Consider the following 23,619-nt stretch of genomic DNA (forward strand, 5'->3'; position numbering starts at 1 on the left):
GTTCCACTTGACGGCCCGACCCGCACCCCTTACCGTTCTAGTTATTGATTGACCGATCAATAACGAGAGGCTCCGAATATGTCCTGGACAATGCCCGCCGAGACCGCCTCCCACGAGCGTGTGTGGATGGCGTTTCCACGGACCAACACCACCCTCGCCGAAAGCGCGGCCGACGCCGAGACCGCGTACGCCGCGTGGAGCGAGGTTGCCAACACGGTCGCGCAGTTCGAGCAAGTCGTCATGGTCGTCGACCCGACAGAGACGACACGTGCGCGTGCCATGCTCTCGGAGGAGATCGAGATCGTCGAAGCGCCGCTCGACGACGCGTGGATGCGCGACATCGGGCCGACCTTCGTCATCGACGACGCAGGCCAACTCGGCGCTGTCACATGGACATTCAACGGTTGGGGCGCACAGGAATGGGCCGAGTGGACCAACGATCGTCAGATCGGGCGCGTGGTCGCAGGCCGGGCAGGTGTCCCCGTTGTCAGCTCGATGCTCGTCCAGGAGGGCGGCGCCATCCACGTCGACGGCGAGGGCACCGTTCTCGTCACCGAGACGGTCCAACTCGACCCCTATCGAAACCCCTACGCCACGCGCGAGACGATCGAAGCCGAGCTCGAGCGCACCATCGGCGCACGGAAGGTGATCTGGCTTCCCCGCGGTCTGACCCGCGATTACGAGCGGTTCGGCACCCGAGGCCACGTAGACATGGTCGCGACCATCCCGTCCCCGGGAACACTGCTGCTGCACCACCAGCCGAATCCCGAGCATCCCGACCACGCGGTCACCAAGGGCTTGCGCGAGTTCTTCGAGGGCACCACCGACGCAGCCGGGCGATCGTGGAACATCGTCGATCTGCCCGCTCCTGACACGATCCGGGACTCCGAGGGCTTCGTCGACTACAGCTACATCAACCACCTCGTCGTCAATGGTGGTGTCGTCGCATGTGGTTACGGTGAACCGGAGGCCGACGCGCGCGCGGCCGAGATCCTGGCGTCGGTCTACCCCGGCCGGCGCGTGGTGACCATCGACGCACGCGAGATCTTGGCACGCGGCGGTGGAATCCACTGCATCACACAGCAACAACCAGCCGTCGGCGTTACGTCATGACGTCCTCGACACAAACCCCACCACTGGTGGAGGCATCGATAGCCGAACTGAGTGCCGCGCTGGAATCAGGCGCGGTCACCAGCGTCGAACTCGTCTGTGGGTACCTGAACCGCATTGGTCGATACGATCGACATGGGTTGACGCTCAACGCGATTCCCGTTCTCAACCCGACGATGTTCGACGAGGCGCGCGCATCGGACGAACGCCGTGCCCGCGGCGAGGCGTACGGTCCGTTCGACGGCATCCCCTACACCGCGAAGGACAGCTACCGGGTGCAGGGCCTCACCGTGGCGTCGGGTTCGCCTGCGTTCGCGCATCTCGTCGCGGGCTCAGACGCGTACGCCGTCGAACGTCTGCGGGCTGCCGGCGCAATCTGCCTCGGCCTCACCAACATGCCTCCGATGGCCAATGGCGGTATGCAGAGGGGCGTGTACGGACGGGCCGAGAGTCCTTACAACAGCGACTATCTCGCGGCCGCGTACCTGTCCGGCTCGTCGAACGGTTCCGGTGCGTCGACAGCCGCGAGTTTCGCGGCGTTCGGTCTCGGGGAGGAGACATGGTCGAGTGGCCGCTCCCCCGCGTCGAACAACGCGCTCGTCGCGTACACGCCGTCGCGCGGCGTGATCTCGGTGCGTGGCAACTGGCCGTTGACGCCGACAATGGATGTCGTTGTGCCACAAACTCGTACGGTCGACGACATGCTCGCCCTGCTCGATGTGCTCGTCGCGGATGACAACGACACACGAGGAGACTTCTGGCGCACGCAGCCATGGGTGGAATTGCCCAGGGCATCGTCGGTGCGGCCAGAGTCGTATCTGGAACTCCGCGATGACAATGCTTTGCGGGGCAAGCGTTTCGGCATACCCCGCATCATCCTGGGCGACGACCCCGACGCGGGCTGGCCGATCACACCACGACCCTCGGTCATCGAGCTGTGGAACCGCGCACGAGCAGACCTGGAGGCAGCGGGCGCCGAGATAGTCGACGTCGACTTCCCCGCCCTGACCAACTACGAACTCGACCGACCCGACGCCCGCGACGGCTATGCCCGCGGAATCCTCCCGGAAGGATTCTTCGACGCGGAGATGTGGGACCTCACCGTCTGGTCGTGGAACGACTTCTTACAGGCCAACGGCGACCCCGCACTGAACCGCCTCGCCGACGTCGACGGGTCGTTGATCTTCCCACTGCCCGACGGCGCGATTCCCGATGAACTGCACGGGTATTACGCGCGGTACAACCTGGACATCAGCGAGTACCCCGAGCGCGCCGCACGCGGAATCCCAACGCTCGATGAGATTCCCGATCTGGCCGAGGGCATCCGCGGGCTCGAGGAGATGCGCCGCGCCGACCTCGAGGAGTGGCTCGACCAACTCGGCCTCGACGCACTGGTGTTTCCCTCTGCGCTCGACGTCGGACCCGCAGACGCCGACACCAATCCGGAATCGCACGAACGTGCCATGGCAAACGGGGTGTGGGTGTCGACCGGCAACACCATGATCCGTCACTACGGCATTCCGACTGTCAACGTCACGATGGGCACGATGAGTGACATCGGAATGCCCGTGAACCTGACATTCGCCGGACGCGCCTACGACGACAACGCGCTACTCGCCTACGGCTGGGCCTACGAGCACGCCTCTCGACGCCGCACCGCCCCTACCGCGACGCCGGAGCTCCCCTCACTGATGCGCCCCCTGATGCGCCCCGGTGCCGTGGCCGGCGGCGACGTCCCTGCGCTAGAACTGACAGCATCCGCTCGACGCGATGCGCAGGTTGCGGTCATCGAGATCGCGGGGTCGTCCGACGCCGACCTGCTGCAGGTTTTCGTCGACGGAGATGCTGTTCCGGTCGACCGCGAGGGATCGAGCTTCACAGCATCGGTCGAGATTCCCGCAGCCGAGCTCAAGCGACAACACTCCGCGTGGCGCATCCCGTACGGCGCACTCGTGACAGCAATCGCGACGTCATCGAACGGCGCTGCCAACGCCGAATATGTGATCGTGGACGGCATCTGACCACGCTCCCTCTATTCGGACCCGCCCCGAGCAACCACGTTTGCCCCGCCACCGGATGTGGTGGCGGAGTGTAGACGGTTTGCGGCACAACCGAATTCGTTGTTCTTGCCATGGTTGCCCGGGCTGGTGCGTCGGTCAGCTGACGCGGTGGTTAGGCAGCGTCGGCCAGCGGTGGGTCGACGCCGCCCGGTGGGTCGAATCCGCCGAACCGGTTGGGGCCGGCTGGTGGAGCCGGACCTGTTGGCGCGTCCGGGTCTGTGGGTGGCTCGGGATCGGGTGGATCAGCGAGGTTCCATCGGATGTCGACCCGCCTGCTGAGGCGCACGGTGTCGCCGGAGGGCATTGCGCCCACCAGCGCGAGTTCGACCCGCCCGCAGGGCGGGTCAGGCATCGATGTCGGCGACACCATCCAGGCGCCGACTGCGTCCGCGACGATCTCGGCGTCCGCGACGATCTCGGCGTCCGCTGTACTGGAGGCTCGCGCGACGATCCCGGTATCGGCTGTGTCCGAGGCGATCCCGGTCCCGGTACCGGCCGCGCGTGCAGCCGCGGCAGCTTCGTTGCTGGCGTGTTCGGCGGCGAGGTAGTCGCGGAAGTCGGCTTTGACATCGGCGATGCGGTTGATGCGTTCGGGATTCTCCGGCATACCCGGCTTGGCGTTGAGCCGCCACGCAACCCGGCCGGCATCAGGTCCGTCGGTGATCATGCGGGTCGTGAACTGGCCGGGTTTCGGGCCGACCCGCCGATTGTGCACATCACACGCCGGCACCAACTGGTCGATATCAGTCAAGCCGCCGTCGGCCCAGTCTTTCGCGGCGTGATGCATCTGCACCCTGCTCGCAGGTTGGTTGCAGCCCGGTGCGGAACACATCTTCCCGCCGGGTGAGGCGAACGAGGCGAGTCGTTGCCCCAGTGACGCGATCCGCTTCGACCGACCCAGGTAGAGCGGGATGCTGGTGTGGTCGCCGAACACCGCCAAATACTGGCTCGCGCCACTAGCTGCGGCCATGTTGATGACGTCTTGGATCGGCAGCAGTGTGCCGGACGTGGTTTGTGCGATCCCCGCCTGCTCTTCGAGTTCGCGCAGGCTGGTGGTGACGATGACCTGGATCGGTAACCCGCGATGGGTGTTGCCGAGCATGCCGGATTCCAACACCTGGCCGAGTAGTGCGGAGAAGGCGTCGTGGTTGCGTTGCGCGGGTGAGCGTTCATCACGCAGGGCGGCGGCCGCGACTTGTTCGGCGTTGGCGGTGGTGATCGGTCCGACCGGCGAGTCGGGGTCGTCGGGGTTGTTCATGCCGGGTTTGGCCCAGGCGTCGAGCACGGTGTCGAGGCGGGCGCGGGCGATCGGATCGAGATCAGCGGTCAACCGCGACATCAGTTGCGCGTTCTGCCGGTTCACCCACAAGCGACGTCGACGTTTGCGGTCTTTCGAGGTGGTCAGCGTCCCGTCCGGATCGAGATGCGCCAACAATCGTGAACCGAGGTTGGTGATTTCGGCGGGCGTGAATTGGACCGCGTAGCCGGCCATCTGTGCTTCGGCGGCAGCTTTGGTCTCGGCCGACACTTCACCGGGGATTGCCTCCAGCACCTCGAGTACCGCCCGGACATGTGCGCCGGCGACCCGACCCTCGACCACATAGCCGGCCAACGTTGGACACGACGGCGGTAGCCGGTCGCCGCAGATGGTGGTGAACGATCCGGTCGCCGCGATCACCCGATGCCGCGCTGCTGGATCGCCAATGTGCAGACCCTGCCCCATAAAGTTGCGAACATCGCGGAAACCCAGGGCGCGGGGCAGATCCCGGTCGGAAGCCTCCACAATCAAGCGATCCGTCACCGCACCCGCGGTCCGCAACGCCAGGCGTTCGGCCTCCACGGTGGCTTCCACCAGCGCCGCGTCCGATACCAACGACACATCGACGGCAGCCAACTCATCCAACACCGCGGCAAGACGTGACAGTTTTTCCGCCACCACCGCATCCGCCGAACCCACCGCAGCAGAGGCCAAGACAGATGATCCCAAAGCCGAAGGCGCACGGCCATTCTCACTGTTGCTGCTATTGCTGTTGCTGTTCACGTGCCGCCACCCCCGCCCCGCGTCGTGTCGAATATGTGTTCTACATTACCCGACAGTACCGACAGCGTCGAGGAAAACTCGAAAGAGCTTTCGACCGCAGATTCAGGCGCTCAACAGATCGCGGGTGATCTGAAGCTGGCCCAGGTGCTGGGCCAAGTCGTGTACGACATGCAGCACCACCCACTGAGGCGTGACGGTGTCGAGGTCGACCTTCGCACGAGTTCCGCGTGCATCGCGGCCCGCAATTCCGTCGCGCACCATGCGCGTCGACCACACATCCATATCGGCGCGGACCTGCGCGATGCGTGTGACGAGATCGTCGCGCGTTCCCGTCGCGTCGAACTCCCGCGACCGATCACGGGGCAGATCCATTCCGCACCCGAAGGTTCCCAGCCACCAGCGGGTCATCTCGATGCAGTGGTGGACGATCGCATACGGCGCGTTGGAACCTGCGACCGGCAAGCTTCTGTTGAGGTCAGCATCGGTCACGCCGTCGAGCGCAGTCAGAACGCCGTCCCAGCATCGATCAGCGGTGTCGCGAGCGGCCTCAAACCAGAGATCCATCGCTATAGCGTGTCACGTTCGGATCGTCGTGATCTTGCAGGAACCGCCATCTCGGCGCAGTAACGAAGTTCGAGCCTCGTCGACGAATCCTCGTCAAGAGCGTCACATATCGACATAGTGGAGTGTGGAGTCGCAAACCGAGCGACTCCCAACGAGGAAAGGGTTTACCCATGGCACTCGACGACGACGACATCACCACCTCCAGCCCAGGGGGTGAAGGTCCTGCCGATGGCGGCTCGAATCCCGGCGGACACGACGGCGGCGCAGACGGCACCGCCTCACCCGGCGAAGGACCAGCCGACGGCGGCTCCAACCCCGGCGGACACGACGGCGGCGCAGACGGCACCGCCTCACCCGGCGAAGGACCAGCCGACGGCGGCTCCAACCCCGATGGCCACGACGGCGGCGCAGACGGCACCGCCTGAGTGACAAGCATGCTGAGCCGCTGCATCGCCACCGACCCCGACGTGTTCGCGCGTGACTACTGGGGCCGGCGACCTCTGCTCAGCCGTTCGGACGCGCTCCCCCGCGACTTCGACGATCTTCTCTCGCCGCGCAGCGTCGACGAGTTGATCGCCGAGCGCGGGGTGCGTGCACCGTTCATCCGGATGGCCAAGGAAGGCGGCCTGGTAGGCAAAGAGAACTATCTCGGTCCAGCCGGTTTCGGCGCAGAGATGCCCGACCAGGTCGATTCCGCTAAAGTCTTGGCGCAGTTCGCATCCGGTGCGACGATCGTTCTGCAGGGGTTGCACCGACTGTGGCCGCCCATTATCGACTTCGTGCGGGGAATGGTCGACGACCTCGGCCACCCGGTACAGGCCAACGCCTACATAACCCCACCAGCGAACCGCGGTTTCGATCCCCACTACGACGTGCACGACGTCTTCGTCTTGCAGATCTCCGGCCGCAAGCATTGGCGGGTACACGCGCCAGTCCACAGCGATCCCCTTGCCGACCAACCCTGGACCGATCACCGCGACGCCATCGCCGCTCGAGGTCACGAGCAGCCGGTGATCGATACGGTTCTCGAACCCGGCGACGCCCTATACCTGCCACGTGGCTGGCTCCACTCGGCAGAAGCGCTCGGCCACACATCGATTCATCTCACGGTCGGGGTGTCCGCTGTGACTGAATTTGATCTGGTCCGCGCCGTCGTCGACCAACTCGGGACGATCGAATCGCTACGCGCCGCGCTGCCGATGGGTACCGACTTCACCGATCCCGACGAGTCAGCCGCGCTGGCGGCCAAGACGATTGCTGCCGTTGTCGACGTATTGCAGGCCAACGCAACAGATCTGGCCGAAAGCACCGCTGCGCGATTGTCGAAGATCCACTCCGAGCGGACCCGACCCGTCGCGGTTCGACCACTTGCCACGCTCGACGCAGTCACCTCGCTCGACGAAGACACGGCGGTGAGACGACGCCACGGCCTCACCGTCGAAGTCCGTCGAGCATTGCAGCGCACCGAAATTCGCCTTCCGGATCGAACCATCAGCTTTCCCGACTTCTGCACAGAGGCGCTCGAAGTCGCTGCGTCCGGAGTCGCCGTCACCGCGGATGAACTCCCCGGACTCGACACCGCCGACGGCCTGGTGCTGATTCGCAGATTGCTTCGTGAGGGTGTCGTCGTTCCAGACGACGGATCGGTTCCAACCGGATGACCCGTCGTCCTCCGTGTAGCGTGCAATCCGCGGAGCGCGGTGATCCGATCTACGGCACGGCCTCGGCGGGAACATTGTGGGTTCTGCTCGAACTCGGTGGCGCGTGGGGGCACTCGGCGTTCCTGCAATCACCGTCCATCATCGACCCCGACCTCGGTCTGAGCATCGTGCGTCGGGTCGAGAAGCAGCGCATGCGCATTGTCGCGATTCGACGACCAGGACGTCGGCCGTCAACCCCACGGTGGCGTTGGTTCATCGTGAACTCCGCACCTGGGGCCGAAAGCGTGCACGCGGGCGAAGTCGACGGTCCCGCAGGCTATCTCGACCTCGCGCTCGACGGTTCCGACGGCACTCCGTTGACAGAACCTCTCGTCGCCGTGTGTGCTCACGGAAAGCATGACCAGTGCTGTGCAGTTCGAGGTCGGGCCGCGACAGCGGCGATCGCGTCGGCCTATCCGGAGTGGACGTGGGAGTGTTCACACCTCGGTGGCGACCGCTTCGCCGCGACGGGGCTGATCCTTCCGCACGGTCTCTGTTACGGAAGACTCGACACCGCCGCCGACCCGGCGTCGATCGTCGAGCTGTACATCCATGGGCGCCTTGTGGATTCGCTGCTGCGCGGACGTACGTCACTCCCCCATGCCGTCCAGGCCGCACAGCACTTCGCCCGTGTCGAGACCGGAGATGACCGCATCGACTCGTTCGCGCCGATCGACGTCGCACACGTTGACGGACGCATCCACGTCCGTCTGACAGGCCAGGCCGGGCCCGTCGACGTGGTGCTCGGCGAAGAGTTCTCCGAGCCGCTGTTCTCGATGTGTGAAGCGAATGTCGCTGGACGCGTACGACAGTTCACGCTGGACTCCATCACAATCGGGCTCGCCGCGACCTGACCGTAACCCTGTCTCGATCGGTGGTCGGCGACGTATCGAGCACGCGTCACTCACGCCGGCCGTCGTCATCGACGCACATGTGCGCGCATGCTCGGCTCATGGGAATCAACAAGAACGACACCGTCGAATGGAATACGTCCCAGGGACCGACGCACGGGCACGCGAAGGAGAAGCGCACATCGCCGTTCACCTTCGACGGCCAGAAGTTCAACGCAAGCGACGACGATCCGTACTGGATTGTCGAGTCGTCGAAGACCGGATCGCAGGCCGCACACAAGGAGTCGTCGCTCACCAAGAAGTGAGCGGCCCCACCTGGATTCTCAACCGGTCACATATTTTCGAAGGCCCTACCGAGTTCGGCGCCGACGTCGATGATGCGTGCGGCCTTGACCTCGGGCTTGTCGATTTCGTCTGCCACGTGCTGTGCGACGAAGCGCTTGATCTCGGTGTCGACCTGGCCGACGGCGCGAATGAATTCACCACGCAGGTTGTGCGACGCGACGCCGACGATCACGTCCTTCGGCCGCGGTGGAGTGACGTCGATCCGCAGCTCCAGCGGCTCGGCCGCACGAACGGTCAGCGGGAGTGTGATCAGCCCGTCGACGTCGTACTTGATGCGGTCGACGCGTAGATCCACGACGAGTCCGATGGTCAGCATGATCTCGACGGTGAACGTGATCAGTTCCCCGACGTTGCGCGCGATACGTGGCTCACCGATCTCGACGTGCGCGGTCACGCGGGCCAGTCCACCGGGGCCGGATGGGATGGGGCCGACGTCGAATGATCCGCCGGTAATGGAGGAGAACGCCGACCCCACCCGCTCTTCGGTCACGGCGACCTCGAAGAACCGGCGGCCGAACTCTTCATACGTCAGCTGCGTCATCCCCTTCATCGTGCCATTTCATCGCGCGTCATAGAACTCGTTCGCCTCGATCAGCCGGGCGAGCCGTAACCTCGGAGCATGGCTTTTCAGGGCTTCCCCGAGGCCGCCCTCGATTTCTACGACGACCTCGAGGTCGACAACAGCAAGGCCTTCTGGGAACAGCACAAGCAGACTTATCAGAGCGCTGTAGCCGCGCCGATGCGTGAGCTCACCGACGCCCTTGCCGACGAGTTCGGTGACGCGAAGCTGTTCCGCCCGTACCGCGACGTCCGGTTCTCGAAAGACAAGTCGCCCTACAAGACCCACCAGGGCGCCTACGTCGCCGTGGCACCGGCGACCGGATACTACGTCCAGATCGGGGCACCCGGCGTCATGGCGGGTGCAGGCTTCTACGACGCCTCCCCTGAGCGATTGTCGGCGATGCGGACCGCAATCGACGACGATCGCCGCGGTCGCGAACTCGAAAAGATCGTGCGTCGACTCGAGGACGCAGGATTCGACATCGGCGGAGAACGTCTGAAGACGGCTCCTCGCGGATGGGATGCCGGCCACCCACGAATCGAGCTACTGCGGCACAAGACGTTGACGGTCTCGCGCGATTACGGATTCGACGCCGTGATCCATGGTCCCGAACTGGTCGAGCGTGTGCGCGCTGACTGGCGCACCGCGCGACCACTCGTGGACTGGCTCATCCAACACGCTCTCGCGTGACGCCTCGCTTGACGTCCAGAAACGCCTGCGGGACATGCTGCGCTAGTCGACCGCGCCGTCGACGTAGACCCACGAGCCGTCGAGTCTGGTGAACGTCGACAGTTCGTGCATCTGCCCTCGACGCCCCTCGGCGCGATAGAACGCCGTGAACTCGACCGTGCCCGTGGTGTCGAACGGGCCGCCGCCGCTCACCGATTCGACGTCGAGACGCAGCCACCGCATGCTGTCATCGAGACCGAGGTCGGCCGGTCGGGTATCGGGATGCCAACTGCGCAGCAGGTGATTTCGGTCGCCGACCGCGAACGCGGTGAAACGCGACCGCATCAACGCTTCGGCGGTTGGGGCACGTCGCTCACCACGCAGAATCGGCCCACAGCATTCGGCCAACGTCAGGCCGGTTCCGCATGGGCAGCGCGCGCCGTCGTCGAGTGTCGTGCTCATGGCGGCCCAGCATATGCCGCCGCGACCGATGGTCCCAGCCGACTGCCAGCGTCCGCCCATCACGGTGGCAGCGTCGGCGACTGTGATGGTGGCATGACAACGATTACTCACACCCCAGCAGTCACCCGTACCCGTCGCGCCGACACGGTTGTGCTGATCATGGACGGTAGCGTTCGAGCTCACTGCGTCGCACGACAGATCCTTGATCGCGGGAAGAACCTCGCCATCGCGGGAACCCGTGGTCACGACCTCGTTCCCTACGTCGACGCTGCCGTGCGAGACCGTGTGGTGGCGGTCATCGCCGATCCCGGGGATCCGACGCAGATCGACGCGGTCATCGAACGCGCGAGTGACACCCTCGGACCCGTGATCATGGTCGTCGATCCCGGCGGGTTGCTCTCCGACGTTCACGCCGCCGACGTTCACGCCGCCTGACACGCCGCGCTGCCGACGGCTGCGGCGAGGGCGGTCTGCGGTAGAGAGGTCTGCAGTAGGGAGGTCTGCGGTAGAGCTGCGTCAAGATCTGACGAGTCGGCGTCAAATTCGCGTCAGAGGCGCTCGCATAACGACTTTCCGGCTATACAACGTCCCTCGTGGCATTACCCGGAACACGTACGCGAGTGTTGGCACGCGACGAGGCATCGTCGTCGAATTCGACCTCCGCTGACCCGTCGAGAACCTCACGAACCCGCGACAAACGTCGCCTGACCGCGACGACGGGTCTGGCAGCGCTCTCGCTCGATGCGATGGCGTCGGTCGCCTATGGGCCGGAGGCGATCGTCCTCGTGCTCGCCGCGGCGGGCGGCAACGCGTTGGGACTGACCCTTCCCGTCAGTGCCGCGATCGTCGTGCTCCTCGCGGTATTGGTGCTCTCCTACCGGCAGCTGATCGCTGCATTCCCCGACGGCGGCGGTGCTTACGCCGTCGCCAAAGCCCATCTCGGCCGCCGCGCGTCACTTGTCGCCGCGGCTTCGCTCGTCATCGACTACGTCCTCAACGTCGCTGTATCCGTGACCGCCGGAACCGCCGCACTCACCTCCGCCTTTCCCGCTGCGGGGCGGTATACCGTCTGGATCGCGCTCTCGGTGCTGGCCTTGATCACAGCCGTCAACCTGCGCGGAATCGTCAGCAGCGCCAGAGCTTTCGTCACTCCAACCGTTGTGTTCGTGGTGAGCATCGCGTCGGTGATCGTCGTCGGCCTCGTCAACGGCGGAAGCCACAGTGTCCCGCAGGTCGACTCACAAACGGTCGGGACCATCGGAATCTTGCTGGTGCTCAAAGCATTCTCCAGCGGCTGCGCCGCGTTGACGGGCGTCGAGGCCATTGCCAATGCGACGCCACAGTTCAGGGAAAATCGAATCCGACGCGCGCAGCGTGCTGAGGTGGCGCTCGGCGTGCTCCTCGGCGCGATGATGCTCGGCATCGCCGCACTCGTGGAGCGTCTGCACATCCAACCGCAGGCAGGCGTCACGGTGCTGTCGCAACTCACGGAAGGCGTATTCGGGCGTGGTGCAATGTATTACGTGGTGCAGGTAGCCACGATCGTGCTGCTCGCCCTTGCTGCCAATACGTCGTTCGGCGGGTTGCCGCAACTGATGAAAGTTGTTGCGAGCGACGATCATTTGCCGCATCGACTCACCCGCCGAACACGCAACGGCGTGTACCGCAACGGAGTTCTCATTCTTGCGGGCGCATCCGCTCTGCTTATTGTCGTCTCGGGCGGAGACGTCAATGCCCTCGTCCCATTGTTCGCCATCTGCGTGTTCATCGGCTTCACCCTCGCGCAGGTCGGGCTGGTGCGTCACTGGGCGGTCACACGGTCACACGGGTGGCGACGACGCGCCGCGCTCAACGGCTTCGGCGCGGTACTCACCGCTGTGGCGGCGGTGGTCCTCACCGTGATGAAGGCCGGCGAGGGGTCCCTGTGGGTTGTCCTCGTGTTGGCGATACTCGTCGCAGCGATGGAGTTGCTGGCCCGAAGTTACCGACGCACAAGGGAACTCGACATTCGGACGGCTGCCGACACGTCGCACCCAGGAGAACACCCGCGACACTCCTTCGCCGGACAGGGCCTCGCCGTCGTACCCGTCTCGTCACCGTTGTGTTGTGCCACCAACGACGCCCTGCATGCGGCCCGCGCGTTCGGCCGCGAGGTCGTCGCACTGCACGTCGTCATCGACGGTGACTCAGTACAAGAAGGCGACACGGCAGGAGAAGGCGACACGGCACAAGAAGGCGATACCGACGCGGGCACCGCTCGCGAGCATGACGATTTCGCGTCGGAGTGGCGGCGGTACCACCCGCTCGATCGCCTGGTCGAAGTGCGCGCACCCGACGAGGACTCCATCGTCGATGTCCTCGTCGACCATATCGCCACTCTGGCAAGCAACGACGACGTGCTCGTGATCATCCCCGACTCCGCGTCGGACACACGCGCAAAGCTCCTGTCCTCGGGACGGGCCGACGACCTCGAGCGAGCGCTCAAGCGCACAACACCCGCTTTGGTCACGAGGACGCGAACCAGCGTCGACGCCCGCCGCTCGACGTCCATCGCGAATGTGCGCAGGTAGCAGCGGGGGCAAGGCACCGGGTTAGCCTCGGGGCACCTGTTCTCCGGTGGACTAACCTGATCGAATGCCTTCGTTGTCGACGACCCGCCGGATCACCGCGGGGATACTCATAGCGCTGGCCGGAATCTGCTACTCGTCGTGGGTCCTCGAGTTCTTCTGGTCGAGCCCGCTCGATCCGCTGAACAGCTTCCTCAGCGAACTCGACGCTGCCCACCGACCCCACCGGGCGGTGTACGAGATCGGCGACATTCTCACTTCGATCTTCGCGGTGTGCTCGGCGCTGATTCTCTTTCTTCCGCGCCCGATCGTGAGTGGGGTGTACGCACGGATCGCTGTGATCTCGTTCGGCGTGTTCGGTGCAGCGACGTTGGCCGATGCGCTCGCACCCATCGACTGCATCCCCGGCGTCGACAAGGATTGCCCGTACGAACCGAGTGGGCTTCTCCCCCAGTTGCATCACATACATGCGTTGACCAGCACGGTCGCCGTGTTCGCCATCTTCATCACGATGATCGCGGGTGTGGTGGCCGCCTATCGACAACGCCCGCCGATATGGCCGCTGCTCCGGACAGCCGGGCTTGCCGTACTCGTCCTCGTCGCGGTGACCACCGCGTGGATGCTGATCGCCGACAACCTGCACGGCGACTACTACCTCGGGCTGGCGCAGCGTATCCAGGTCGGAGGCATGTCGGTGTGGTTGATCCTGTGGGGCATAGCGGTGTGCGCGCAGCGCACACGCGCTCCGGCTCGCGCTGCGACCAGCACAGCTGGTCAGGTCAGTTCGACCTCGTAAACGACGAAGTCGTTCGACGCGATGGTGTCGTACAGAGAACGGGCGGTCGTGTTGTCGCGTGCGGTCTGCCAGTAGACCTTCGGCAGTCCTTGGTTGCGAGTCCACTCGAGTACGTGATCGATCAGCGCCCGCCCTGCGCCACTCCGGCGAACATCCGGAGCGACGAAGAGGTCTTCGAGATAGGTGTAGGGAGCATCGCTCCACGTCGACGCATGCGTCAGCCAGTGCACGATGCCGATCGCTCGTCCGGTCTCGTCGCGCGCGATCGCACCGAACATCGGGTAGTCGGGGTCGAGGATCCGTGCGAAGGTCAGATCATTCTGTTCGTCGCTCAGTTCGTGCTCGTAGAACGTCAGGTACCCCGCCCATAGCGGCGCCCAGTCCTGCCGATCGGCCTCAGTCAATGGCGCGATTGTGGTGGTCATCAGTCGTCTCTCTCGTGAGTGTTCATCGGTGTCGCAAGTCGGTGTCGCAAGTCAGCGATCAGGAAGGCAGCGGCCCGGGCACTCGCATTTGGCGGCGCACCATTCTCATGTGGCTCGTCAGCCGTCATGCAGTCGGGCGAAACACCACTCCACGCTTCAGCGCCGAACCCGAAACCGGTTGTGCAAAGGTATCTCCCACGTGCACCACGTAGCCGCTCTGGCTGGCGTCGACGTCGTCGACGGAGAACCTCAGCACACACTGCCGCCCCTCGTCCGTACTGTGGCGTTCGAGCGGCGTAGTCGCAAGTTTCGTGCCCGTTTCGCTGTAGATGGTCACGACCGACTTGTCGGAAATGGTGCCGCCGTTGGCTTCGGTCTCCCACGACCCGCAGCTCACCGGAACCCCTCCGATCGCAGTGAAATGCGGCGTGTAGTTGATCCCGAGCACGACGGCGAGCCCGGCGAGGGCCGCGAACACAACCATCGCGATCGACGTGCCGACAATGACCGGCACGCGAGTCTTGTGCTGCCACTCGCGTCGCGGCAACGCGGCACCCGAGTCCAGCCAGAACTCGGTGGTCCCTTGCTGCGAGTCACTCGGATACTGCGGCTGCTGGAAGGTCTGCGGGTAGCCCTGGTTCTGCGAGTACTGCTGCTCTTTGGGGTACTCCTGCGACTGGGGGTGTTGCTGGCCCGACCACGATCCCGGATGCACTACGCGTCACTCCTTCGGAGGGAAGTATTTGATCAGGGCTTCCTGCACGACGGAGGTCGCAAGGGTTCCGTCTCGCTTCCAGAATCGGCCCGAGCCCATCCCGCGCGAGCCGGTGGCGACCGGCGATCGCGTGGCGTAGAGCATCCACTCGTCGAAGCGGAAGTCACGGTGAAACCACATCGAGTGATTGACGGTCGCCGCGAACAGCCGGTCGATGCCCCAGGACAGGCCGTGCGTCGTGATGATCGAGTCGAGCACCGTGGTGTCGGATGCGTAGCACATCGCTGCGACGTGGAGCAGCGGATCGTCGGGCATGACGCCGTCTGCTTTCATCCATACTCTGTTGTCGCGCAACGTCTCTCCGGCTTCGCGCATCTTCCATGAGGGATCATTGGCGAAGCGGATGTCGATGGGGTGCAACGCGTTGACGAAGGTGGCGATGCGGTCCTCGAAGCCCTTGAAATGCTCGCCGAGCGGGGGCAATTCTTCCGGGTAGGGAACCTGAGGGATCTCGACCGCGTGCTCGAGACCCGCGGCGTTGTCCTGGAATGCGACGAGCATAGTGAAGATGACCTCGTCGTCTTGGATCGCGGTCACCTGCCGATTGGCGAATGACTTGCCGTCGCGGTAGCGGTCGATGTGGTACTCGAGGGGCTTCTTGACGTCGCCGCCGCGGATGAAGTGTGCGTGCAACGCGTGGACGGGAGGGTTCCCGCGCGTCAGGGTGCGTCCCGCCGCGACGACGCCCTGCCCGAGCATCTGGCCGCCGAAGGTGCGCGCGGTCTTCTGCTCGGGGTGCTGCCCGATGAACAGGTCGTCCTCGCGTCGTTCGACGTCGAGCAGGTCGAGGAGTTTGCCGAGATCCTCGGACACGTCGGTTGTCATGCAGATCACCCTATGCGGTCAGCCGCAGAGGAGGTGCGGCTGGTGGCTGCGTCGGCTCGTGGCTGCGTCTGCTCGTGGAGAGGGGCGCAGCCACGAGCCGCGCAGAAACCTCAGTGGTCCTGCTCGCCGATGCGGTGCACGTGAATCATGTTGGTCGAGCCGACGGTGCCGGGGGGCGCGCCGGCGACGATCACGACAACGTCGCCATCGCGAAGCCTGCCGATGCGCAGGAGTTGCAGGTCGACCTGGTCGATCATGTTGTCGGTGGTGTCGACGCGGTCGACGATGAACGTCTCGGTGCCCCAGCTCAGGGCGAGCTGGCTGCGCACGGCCTGGGTGGGCGTGAACGCCAGCAGCGGGAGTCGTGAGTGCAGGCGCGCGAGGCGTCGAACCGTGTCACCGGACTGGGTGAACGCGACAAGAGCTTTGACTTCGAGGCGTTCGCCGATGTCGCGCGCAGCGTAGGAGATGATGCCGCGCTTGGTGCGCGGGACGTGCGACAGCGGCGGGACGTCGCGCGAGCTTCCCTCGACGGCCTTGCAGATCCGGTTCATGGTGCGCACCGCTTCGATGGGCCATTTGCCGACCGATGTCTCGCCGGAGAGCATCACGGCATCGGCGCCGTCGAGCACGGCGTTGGCGACGTCGGATGCCTCCGCGCGGGTTGGGCGCGAGTTCTCGATCATGGAGTCGAGCATCTGCGTTGCCACGATCACCGGCTTGGCGTTCTCGCGAGCCATCTGGATGGCACGCTTCTGCACGAGCGGCACTTCCTCCAGCGGCAGTTCGACGCCGAGGTCGCCGCGGGCGACCATGATGGCGTCGAACGCGAGCACGATGGCCTCGAGGTTGTCGATGGCCTCGGGCTTCTCCAGCTTGGCGATGACGGGCACGCGGCGTCCGACACGGTCCATCACCTCGTGCACGAGTTCGATGTCGGCGGGGCTGCGGACGAAGGACAGAGCCACGAGGTCGACGCCGAGGCCGAGGGCGAATTCGAGGTCGGCGATGTCTTTCTCGCTCATCGCGGGCACCGAGACGTTCATGCCGGGCAGTGAGAGGCCCTTGTTGTTGGAGACCGGGCCACCCTCGGTGACGGTGCAGACCACGTCGTTGCCTTCGACGTCGGTGACCACGAGGCCCACCTTGCCGTCGTCGACGAGCAGCCGGTCGCCGGGGACGGCGTCGTCGGCGAGTCGCTTGTAGGTGGTCGACACGCGGTCGTGCGTTCCGACGATGTCGTCGGTGGTGATGCGCACGGTGTCGCCGGTGTTCCACATGACTTCGCCGTTGAGAGCGCCGTCGTCTTCGAATTTGCCCAGTCGGATCTTGGGACCCTGGAGGTCGGCGAGGATGCCGACAGCCTTCTCGGCGTTGTCGCCGGCCTTGCGCACTCTTTCGTAGACCACTTTGTGGTCGTCGTGCGTGCCGTGGCTGAAATTGAGTCGCGCGACGTCCATTCCGGCGTCGACGAGTTCCTTCAGCCTCTCTTCGCTATTGGTAGCTGGACCCAGGGTGCAGACGATCTTGGTTCGGCGTTCCACTGTGCTCACCTTAGTCCGCTCGATTCGGCATAGCCATCGTTACACCTGAGTTGTCACCGGACGTCAACGCAGCGTTGCTCGTCGCGGGTCAGCGTACGGACAGCGGGAGTTGGGCTGGTTTTACCGGTGACGGCAAATCCGAGGCACCCATGAGGAATTCGTCGACGGCGCGTGCAGTCGAACGTCCCTCGGCGATCGCCCACACCACCAACGACGCTCCGCGATGGGCATCGCCGCACACGAACACGCCGGGCGCGTCGGTCTGCCAGTCGCTTCCGCACGAGATGTTGCCGCGGCGGTTGGGCTCGATCCCCAGATCGGTGAGAAGTGCCGTGTCGCGTACTCCTTCGAACCCGATGGCGAAAAGTGCCAACTCGCAAGGGATCTCGAACTCGTCGCTGACCGGGGTGATCACCCGTCGACCGTCGGGCTCACGTACGACCTTCACTTCGGCGAGCACCATCGCCGTCACGTTGCCGTCGGCGTCGCCGACGAATCGTTGCACCGCAACCTGGTACTTACGTTCGCCGCCCTCCGCGTGCGCACTCGACGTCCGCATGACAAGCGGCCAGGTCGGCCACGGCGAACGGTTGTCGTCACGGTCGCTGGGTAGTTCGGCGTTGTAGTCGAGCTGGACCACCGACGCCGCGCCCTGGCGATGCGCGGTTCCGAGGCAGTCGGCTCCGGTGTCGCCGCCGCCGATGATGACGACGTGTTTCCCCGCGGCGCTGATCGGCGACGGTCCGTCACCCTCGCACTCCTTGTTGGCCGGCACGAGGTGCTCCATCGCGAGGTGCACGCCGTTGAGCTCACGTCCCGGGACCGGATTGTCACGCGCCGTCATCGCGCCGATCGCGAGCACGACGGCGTCGTGCCTGCTGCGCAGCTCGTCGACGGTGAGGTCGATGCCGACATCGCAGTTGACCACGAATTGTGTTCCCTCAGCGCGCATCTGAGCGATTCGCCGCTCGATGTCGGACTTCTGAAGCTTGTACTCGGGAATGCCGTAGCGCAGGAGTCCGCCGACGCGGTCGTCCTTCTCGTAGACCGTGACGTCGTGGCCGGCGCGGGTCAATTGTTGAGCTGCCGCCAATCCGCCGGGACCGGAGCCGACGACGGCAACCGACTTGCCCGACTTCGCATCCGGCGCCTCGGGGCCGATGATGCCCTCTGCCCACGACTCGTAGGCGATCGTCTTCTCGATGCGTTTGATCGTCACGCTGCCGCCGGTCGTCGGCTCGGAGATCGACAACACGCACGCCGCCTCGCACGGTGCGGGACAGACCATTCCGGTGAACTCGGGGAAGTTGTTGGTCGCGTGCAGGCGCGCGCTTGCCGCATCCCACCGACCACGACGCACGAGATCGTTCCACTCAGGGATCAGATTTCCCAACGGACATCCCGCAGTTCCGGAGTGGCAGAACGGGATTCCGCAATCCATACACCGACGGGCCTGCTCGGATACCTCGTTGAGCGAGGCGACGGGGTCGAATCCGTGCGCGTACACGTCTTCCCAGTCCTGCACGCGCTCGGCGACCGGACGATACTTCGATTCTTTCTTCCCGACTTCCAGGAATCCGCGTGGGTCAGCCACGTGCCGCCTCCATGATCGCTGAATCAACATCTCGCCCTTCGGCTTCGGCCATCCTGGCCGCGTCGAGGACGCGCTTGTAATCGGTGGGCATCACCTTGGTGAAGGCCAGGCATCGCCTCGGCCAGTCGGCGAGCATCGACGCACCGATCGCCGATCCGGTGAGCTCTGTGTGCTTCGTGATGTGTTCGTGTAGCCAGCGAAGGTCGTCGGGATCGGGTCGGAGAAGCTCGACCATCGCGCCGTTGACCTTGGTCTCGTCGAGGTCGTAGACGAATGCGATACCGCCGGACATGCCCGCGGCCATGTTGCGGCCGGTGGGTCCGAGGATCACGACGCGACCGCCGGTCATGTACTCGCAGGCGTGATCGCCGACGCCTTCGACCACCGCTGTGGCACCCGAGTTGCGCACGGAGAACCGCTCGCCGACCTTTCCGCGCAGGTAGACCTCGCCCGAGGTTGCGCCGTAGAGGATGGTGTTACCGGCGATGACCTGGTCTTCTGCGATGAACCAGGCATCCTCGTGCGGAGCGACCACGATCTTGCCGCCACACAATCCCTTGCCGACGTAGTCGTTGGTGTCACCGGTGAGCTTGATGGTCACACCTGGCGGAAGGAACGCGCCCAGCGACTGCCCTGCCGAGCCGGTGAGCTCGACGGTGATGGTGTCCTCGGCGAGCCCTTCGGCGCCGTACCGTCGGGTCACCTCCGAACCGAGCAGCGTGCCGACGGTGCGGTTGACGTTGCGCACGGGGAGTTCGAGTGTCACCGGATGCGCGTCTTCGAGTGCACCTTCGGCGAGTTGGATGAGCGTCTGGTCGAGCGCTTTGTCGAGGCCGTGGTCCTGACCGCGCACACGGCGGGTCGGGCCCTTGTCCTCGATCCGACGGAAGATCGGGCTGAGATCGAGTCCCTTGCTCTTCCAATGGGCGACGGCGGTGTCGGTGTGGAGCCGCTGCGACTGGCCGATCGCGTCATCGAGCGTCCGGTATCCCAACTGCGCCAGGTACTTTCGCACGTCTTCCGCGATGAACCGGAAGAAGTTGACGATGTGCTCGGCCTGGCCGGTGAACCGCGAACGCAGCACCGGGTTCTGCGTCGCGACGCCGACCGGGCAGGTGTCGAGGTGGCAGACACGCATCATGATGCACCCGGACACGATGAGCGGTGCGGTCGAGAAGCCGTACTCCTCGGCACCGAGCAACGCGGCCATGATGACATCGCGACCCGTGCGCAGGGCACCGTCGCACTGCACGGTGATGCGATCGCGCAACCCGTTCAGCATCAACGTCTGCTGGGCGTCGGCGAGGCCGATCTCCCAGGGTGTGCCCGCATGCTTGAGCGAGGTGAGCGGTGACGCTCCCGTTCCGCCGTCGTATCCGGAGATCAGCACGACGTCGGCGTGGGCCTTGGAGACACCTGTCGCGACGGTGCCGACACCGACAGCACTCACCAGCTTCACGTGGATGCGCGCATCTGAGTTGGCGTTCTTCAGATCGTGGATCAGTTGCGCGAGGTCTTCGATGGAGTAGATGTCGTGGTGCGGTGGCGGCGAGATGAGCGCGACGCCCGGCGTCGAATGTCGTGTCTTCGCGATCCACGGATACACCTTGTACGCGGGGAGCTGACCGCCCTCACCGGGCTTGGCACCCTGCGCCATCTTGATCTGGATATCGGTGGCGTTGGTGAGGTAGTCGCTCGTCACGCCGAACCGACCCGACGCGACCTGCTTGACCGCGCTGCGTCGTTCCGGATCGTAGAGCCGGTCGGTGTCCTCGCCACCCTCACCCGAGTTGGAGCGGCCACCGATGCGGTTCATCGCGATCGCGATGGTCTCGTGCGCCTCGGCGGAGATCGAGCCATAGCTCATCGCGCCTGTGTTGAAGCGCGTCATGATCGACTCGATCGGCTCGACCTCGTCGAGCGGCACGGGATCGCGACCGGAGAAGTCCAATTCGAACAATCCGCGAAGTGTGCCGCCCTTACGCGACTGATCGTCGACCTTGTCCGAATACGCCTGGAACACGTCGTCGCGTCCGGTCTTGGTGGCGTGCTGGAGCAAGAACACCGTCTCCGGGGTGAACATGTGCAGCTCACCCTCACGGCGGTACTGGTATTCGCCGCCCACTTCGAGTCGTCGGTACACCTGTTCGGTTGGGTTACGCGGGAACGCCCGGTGGTGTCGGATGCGCACTTCCTCGGCGAGTTCGTCGAGTCCGACGCCCTCGATCCGCGACACCGTCCTGGTGAAGTACTCCTTGACGACGGCCGACGAGAGGCCAACCGCCTCGAACGCCTGCGACGCCGTGTACGAGCTGATGGTCGAGATGCCCATCTTGCTCATCACCTTCAAGACGCCCTTGCCGAGCGCCTCGATGTAGTTTCTCTTCGCCTTCGACGGCCTGACGCCCGTCAGCTCGCCCTCGGCGATCAGATCCTCGATCGATTCGAGTGCAAGGTACGGGTTGACCGCCGCAGCGCCGAAGCCGATGAGCAGTGCGATGTGGTGGACTTCGCGCGCGTCGCCCGACTCGACGATGAGCGCGATCTTCGTGCGCTCCTTGGTGCGGACGAGATGGTGATGCACCGCCGACGCCGCCAACAGCGAAGGAATCGGCGCGTGCTCACGGTCGGAGTGCCGGTCCGACACGACGAGCGTGCTGTGGCCCTCCGCGATCGCCTGGCTGGCGCGGCGTCGAAGATCTTCGAGCGCATCGGCGAGGCCCTCCCCGCCGCGGGCCACCTCATAGAGTCCGTGGAGGACCTTCGCGGAGAGTCCCGGGTTGTCTCCGTCGTCGTTGATGTGGACGAGCTTGGCGAGGTCGTCGTTGTCGATGACCGGCCAGTGCAGCATGATCTGTCGACACGACGCCGCGGTCGGGGCGAGCAGGTTCTGCTCGGGTCCCATCACACGCGCCATCGAGGTGACGATTTCCTCGCGGATCGCATCGAGCGGCGGATTGGTGACCTGCGCGAACAGTTCGACGAAGTAGTCGTAGAGCAACCGCGAACGCTGCGACATCACGGCGACGGGCGTATCGGTGCCCATCGAACCGAGCGGTTCGTAACCCGACGCCGCCATCGGGGTCAGCAAGACGCGCAGGTCTTCTTCGGTGTAGCCGAAGGACACCTGACGTCGGACGACCGTGTCGTGGTTGGGCTTGTAGACCGGGCGCGGCGGGAGTGTGGCGATGTCGAGGAGTCCCGCGTGCAGCCATTCGTCGTAGGGCTCAGAACGCATGAGATCGCCCTTGATCTCTTCGTCGGGGATGATCCGTCCCTGCGCGGTGTCGACGAGGAACATCCGACCCGGTTCGAGGCGACCCTTGGAGACCACGTCGTCGACCGGAACGTCGAGGACGCCGGATTCCGAAGCGAGAATGACCCGTCCGTCGCGCGTCTGCCACCAACGTCCCGGGCGCAGTCCGTTGCGGTCGAGGACGGCGCCGACGACGGTTCCGTCGGTGAACGTCACACATGCGGGACCGTCCCACGCCTCCATCAGCGACGCGTTGAACTGCAGAAACGCGCGGCGCTTGGGATCCATCGACGGGACGTTCTCCCACGCCTCCGGAACCATCAGCATCACCGCGTGCGGCACGCTGCGGCCACCGAGGTGGAGGAGTTCGAGGACCTCGTCGAGCGACGCCGAATCGGAGGCCTCGGGTGTGCAGATCGGGAACGCGCGCTTGAGGTCGCCGGGAATGAGGTCGGTCTCGAGCAGAGCCTCGCGGGCCCGCATGCGGTTGCGGTTGCCGCGCACCGTGTTGATCTCACCGTTGTGTGCGACGAACCGGAAGGGGTGCGCGAGCGGCCAGGACGGAAAGGTGTTGGTGGAGAAGCGCGAGTGGACGATGGCGATGGCACTGAGGCAACGGTCGTCGCGCAGGTCGGGATAGTAGAGCGGCAACTGCATCGTCGTGAGCATGCCCTTGTAGACCATGGTGCGGCTCGACAGCGACGCGACGTACAGCCCGGTGCCCGCGGCCTCGAACTCGGGCGTGATGCGCTCGGCCTGCTTGCGGAACGGATAGATGTAGCGGTCGAGGTCGAGGCCGCCGAGACGTGGTTGTCCCGGTTCCGGTTCGACCGTGACGAACAACTGCGCCATGAAGGGCATGCAGCCGACTGCGGTCTCGCCGATGTCGGCGCCGTCGACGTCGACGGGGAGGTCACGCCAACCGAGAATCGTGATGCCCTCCGCCTCGGCGAGCGACGCGACGCGGTCCATCGCATCTCGGCGGGCCGCCTGGTCCATCGGCAGGAAGCAGGTGCCGGCAGCATAGGTGTTCGCACCGTTCTCCGACGGCGCGGGAAGTGCGAAATCGACTGTGCCACGGAACAATTCGTCGGGCAGCTGGATCAGGATGCCCGCTCCGTCACCGCTGTTCGGCTCGGCGCCTGCAGCACCGCGGTGTTCGAGGTTCTCGAGCGCGAGCAGACCGTCGGCGACAATCGAATGCGACCGACGACCGTGGATGTCGGCAACCATCGCGACGCCACACGAATCCACTTCTGTCTCTGGGTCGTACAGGCCCTGTTTGGCCGGGAGCGCAGAAAACAACATCACGAGCCTCCACTCGATTCGCGTGAATCAAATGCTGAAGTCCTCAGGGACAGCGCTGGCCCGTGGAGCAGGAGTCAGGACACGACGCCGTTGGGGACGCGTGTTCCCGGGTGAGATCCCACTCTATCCGACCACCGCCCGCCGCGTGGTTTTCGACGCCGCGCC

At 65.1% G+C, this 23,619-nt stretch carries 20 protein-coding genes; 10 read left to right on the plus strand and 10 right to left on the minus strand.

The annotated features are described in order from the left end of the window. Positions 1-78: 78 nt before the first annotated feature. Entirely contained in the window at positions 79-1,113 is a 1,035-nt protein-coding gene (locus ACRVY7_RS19545) for an agmatine deiminase family protein (protein WP_431818307.1), read from the plus strand. Next, positions 1,110-3,131: an amidase gene (locus ACRVY7_RS19550; protein WP_431818308.1), complete on the plus strand. Its 2,022-nt coding sequence runs from the start codon at positions 1,110-1,112 to the stop codon at positions 3,129-3,131. The genes ACRVY7_RS19545 and ACRVY7_RS19550 overlap by 4 nt, the downstream gene beginning before the upstream one ends. A gap of 151 nt (positions 3,132-3,282) precedes the next feature. Here ACRVY7_RS19550 and ACRVY7_RS19555 read toward each other — a convergent pair whose 3' ends face one another. Together ACRVY7_RS19555 and ACRVY7_RS19560 are read right to left on the minus strand one after the other, a co-directional pair. Continuing rightward, positions 3,283-5,211 carry an HNH endonuclease signature motif containing protein gene (locus ACRVY7_RS19555; protein WP_431818309.1) on the minus strand — a complete coding sequence of 643 codons (1,929 nt, stop codon included), beginning with the start codon at positions 5,209-5,211 and terminating at the stop codon, positions 3,283-3,285. Between the two features lie 102 nt (positions 5,212-5,313). Then, on the minus strand, positions 5,314-5,775 hold the full coding sequence (locus ACRVY7_RS19560) for a mycothiol transferase (protein ID WP_431818310.1): 462 nt from the start codon (positions 5,773-5,775) through the stop codon (positions 5,314-5,316). 170 nt (positions 5,776-5,945) lie between these two features. On the opposite strand from ACRVY7_RS19560, the gene ACRVY7_RS19565 reads away from it, so the two are divergent. From ACRVY7_RS19565 to ACRVY7_RS19580, 4 genes are all read left to right on the plus strand, one after another. Further along, positions 5,946-6,200, plus strand: a complete 255-nt coding sequence (locus ACRVY7_RS19565) for a hypothetical protein (RefSeq protein ID WP_005208825.1) — start codon at positions 5,946-5,948, stop codon at positions 6,198-6,200. A 9-nt stretch (positions 6,201-6,209) separates the two neighbouring features. Next, entirely contained in the window at positions 6,210-7,436 is a 1,227-nt protein-coding gene (locus tag ACRVY7_RS19570) for a cupin domain-containing protein (RefSeq protein ID WP_431818311.1), read from the plus strand. Beyond that, the gene (locus ACRVY7_RS19575; RefSeq protein WP_431818312.1) at positions 7,433-8,329 is read left to right on the plus strand and encodes a ferredoxin family protein; all 897 of its coding nucleotides are present in this window, start codon (positions 7,433-7,435) and stop codon (positions 8,327-8,329) included. Before ACRVY7_RS19570 ends, ACRVY7_RS19575 begins: the two co-directional genes overlap by 4 nt. Positions 8,330-8,427: 98 nt before the next feature. After that, the gene (locus ACRVY7_RS19580; protein WP_005208831.1) at positions 8,428-8,631 is read left to right on the plus strand and encodes a hypervirulence associated TUDOR domain-containing protein; all 204 of its coding nucleotides are present in this window, start codon (positions 8,428-8,430) and stop codon (positions 8,629-8,631) included. 26 nt (positions 8,632-8,657) lie between these two features. Here the strand turns inward: ACRVY7_RS19580 and ACRVY7_RS19585 are convergent, their stop codons facing one another. Next, positions 8,658-9,212: a hypothetical protein gene (locus tag ACRVY7_RS19585; protein WP_331436063.1), complete on the minus strand. Its 555-nt coding sequence runs from the start codon at positions 9,210-9,212 to the stop codon at positions 8,658-8,660. Positions 9,213-9,290: 78 nt separating this feature from the next. Here ACRVY7_RS19585 and ACRVY7_RS19590 point away from each other — a divergent pair, with 78 nt between their 5' ends. Beyond that, positions 9,291-9,923, plus strand: a complete 633-nt coding sequence (locus tag ACRVY7_RS19590) for a DUF2461 domain-containing protein (protein ID WP_431818313.1) — start codon at positions 9,291-9,293, stop codon at positions 9,921-9,923. 42 nt (positions 9,924-9,965) lie between these two features. On the opposite strand, the gene ACRVY7_RS19595 is transcribed toward ACRVY7_RS19590, so the two are convergent. Beyond that, entirely contained in the window at positions 9,966-10,364 is a 399-nt protein-coding gene (locus ACRVY7_RS19595) for a YchJ family protein (RefSeq protein ID WP_431818314.1), read from the minus strand. A gap of 93 nt (positions 10,365-10,457) precedes the next feature. Between ACRVY7_RS19595 and ACRVY7_RS19600 the strand changes: the two genes are divergently transcribed. The 3 genes from ACRVY7_RS19600 to ACRVY7_RS19610 all read left to right on the plus strand — a co-directional run bounded on the left by ACRVY7_RS19600 (position 10,458) and on the right by ACRVY7_RS19610 (position 13,727). Continuing rightward, complete coding sequence (locus tag ACRVY7_RS19600; RefSeq protein ID WP_431818315.1) at positions 10,458-10,799, plus strand: hypothetical protein; 342 nt, start codon at positions 10,458-10,460, stop codon at positions 10,797-10,799. A gap of 311 nt (positions 10,800-11,110) precedes the next feature. Then, positions 11,111-12,934 carry an APC family permease gene (locus ACRVY7_RS19605; RefSeq protein WP_431818424.1) on the plus strand — a complete coding sequence of 608 codons (1,824 nt, stop codon included), beginning with the start codon at positions 11,111-11,113 and terminating at the stop codon, positions 12,932-12,934. A gap of 64 nt (positions 12,935-12,998) precedes the next feature. Further along, a complete protein-coding gene (locus ACRVY7_RS19610; RefSeq protein WP_431818316.1) occupies positions 12,999-13,727 on the plus strand; it encodes a DUF998 domain-containing protein in 729 nt (242 codons plus the stop codon). On the opposite strand, the gene ACRVY7_RS19615 is transcribed toward ACRVY7_RS19610, so the two are convergent. The 6 genes from ACRVY7_RS19615 to gltB all read right to left on the minus strand — a co-directional run bounded on the left by ACRVY7_RS19615 (position 13,706) and on the right by gltB (position 23,454). After that, positions 13,706-14,152: a GNAT family N-acetyltransferase gene (locus tag ACRVY7_RS19615; RefSeq protein ID WP_431818317.1), complete on the minus strand. Its 447-nt coding sequence runs from the start codon at positions 14,150-14,152 to the stop codon at positions 13,706-13,708. The two genes, ACRVY7_RS19610 and ACRVY7_RS19615, sit on opposite strands and share 22 nt — an antisense overlap. Positions 14,153-14,276: 124 nt before the next feature. Next, positions 14,277-14,867 (minus strand): hypothetical protein, encoded by a 591-nt coding sequence (locus ACRVY7_RS19620; protein WP_431818318.1) that lies wholly within the window; start codon positions 14,865-14,867, stop codon positions 14,277-14,279. Between the two features lie 6 nt (positions 14,868-14,873). Next, positions 14,874-15,752 (minus strand): acyl-CoA thioesterase, encoded by an 879-nt coding sequence (locus ACRVY7_RS19625; protein WP_049698185.1) that lies wholly within the window; start codon positions 15,750-15,752, stop codon positions 14,874-14,876. A 110-nt stretch (positions 15,753-15,862) separates the two neighbouring features. After that, a complete protein-coding gene (pyk, locus tag ACRVY7_RS19630; protein WP_039856938.1) occupies positions 15,863-17,296 on the minus strand; it encodes a pyruvate kinase in 1,434 nt (477 codons plus the stop codon). Between the two features lie 88 nt (positions 17,297-17,384). Then, on the minus strand, positions 17,385-18,890 hold the full coding sequence (locus ACRVY7_RS19635; protein ID WP_431818319.1) for a glutamate synthase subunit beta: 1,506 nt from the start codon (positions 18,888-18,890) through the stop codon (positions 17,385-17,387). Further along, a complete protein-coding gene (gene gltB, locus ACRVY7_RS19640) occupies positions 18,883-23,454 on the minus strand; it encodes a glutamate synthase large subunit (RefSeq protein ID WP_431818320.1) in 4,572 nt (1,523 codons plus the stop codon). Before gltB ends, ACRVY7_RS19635 begins: the two co-directional genes overlap by 8 nt. Positions 23,455-23,619 lie beyond the last annotated feature (165 nt).

This window comes from Gordonia jacobaea (assembly GCF_965344965.1).
Taxonomy (GTDB): domain Bacteria; phylum Actinomycetota; class Actinomycetes; order Mycobacteriales; family Mycobacteriaceae; genus Gordonia; species Gordonia jacobaea.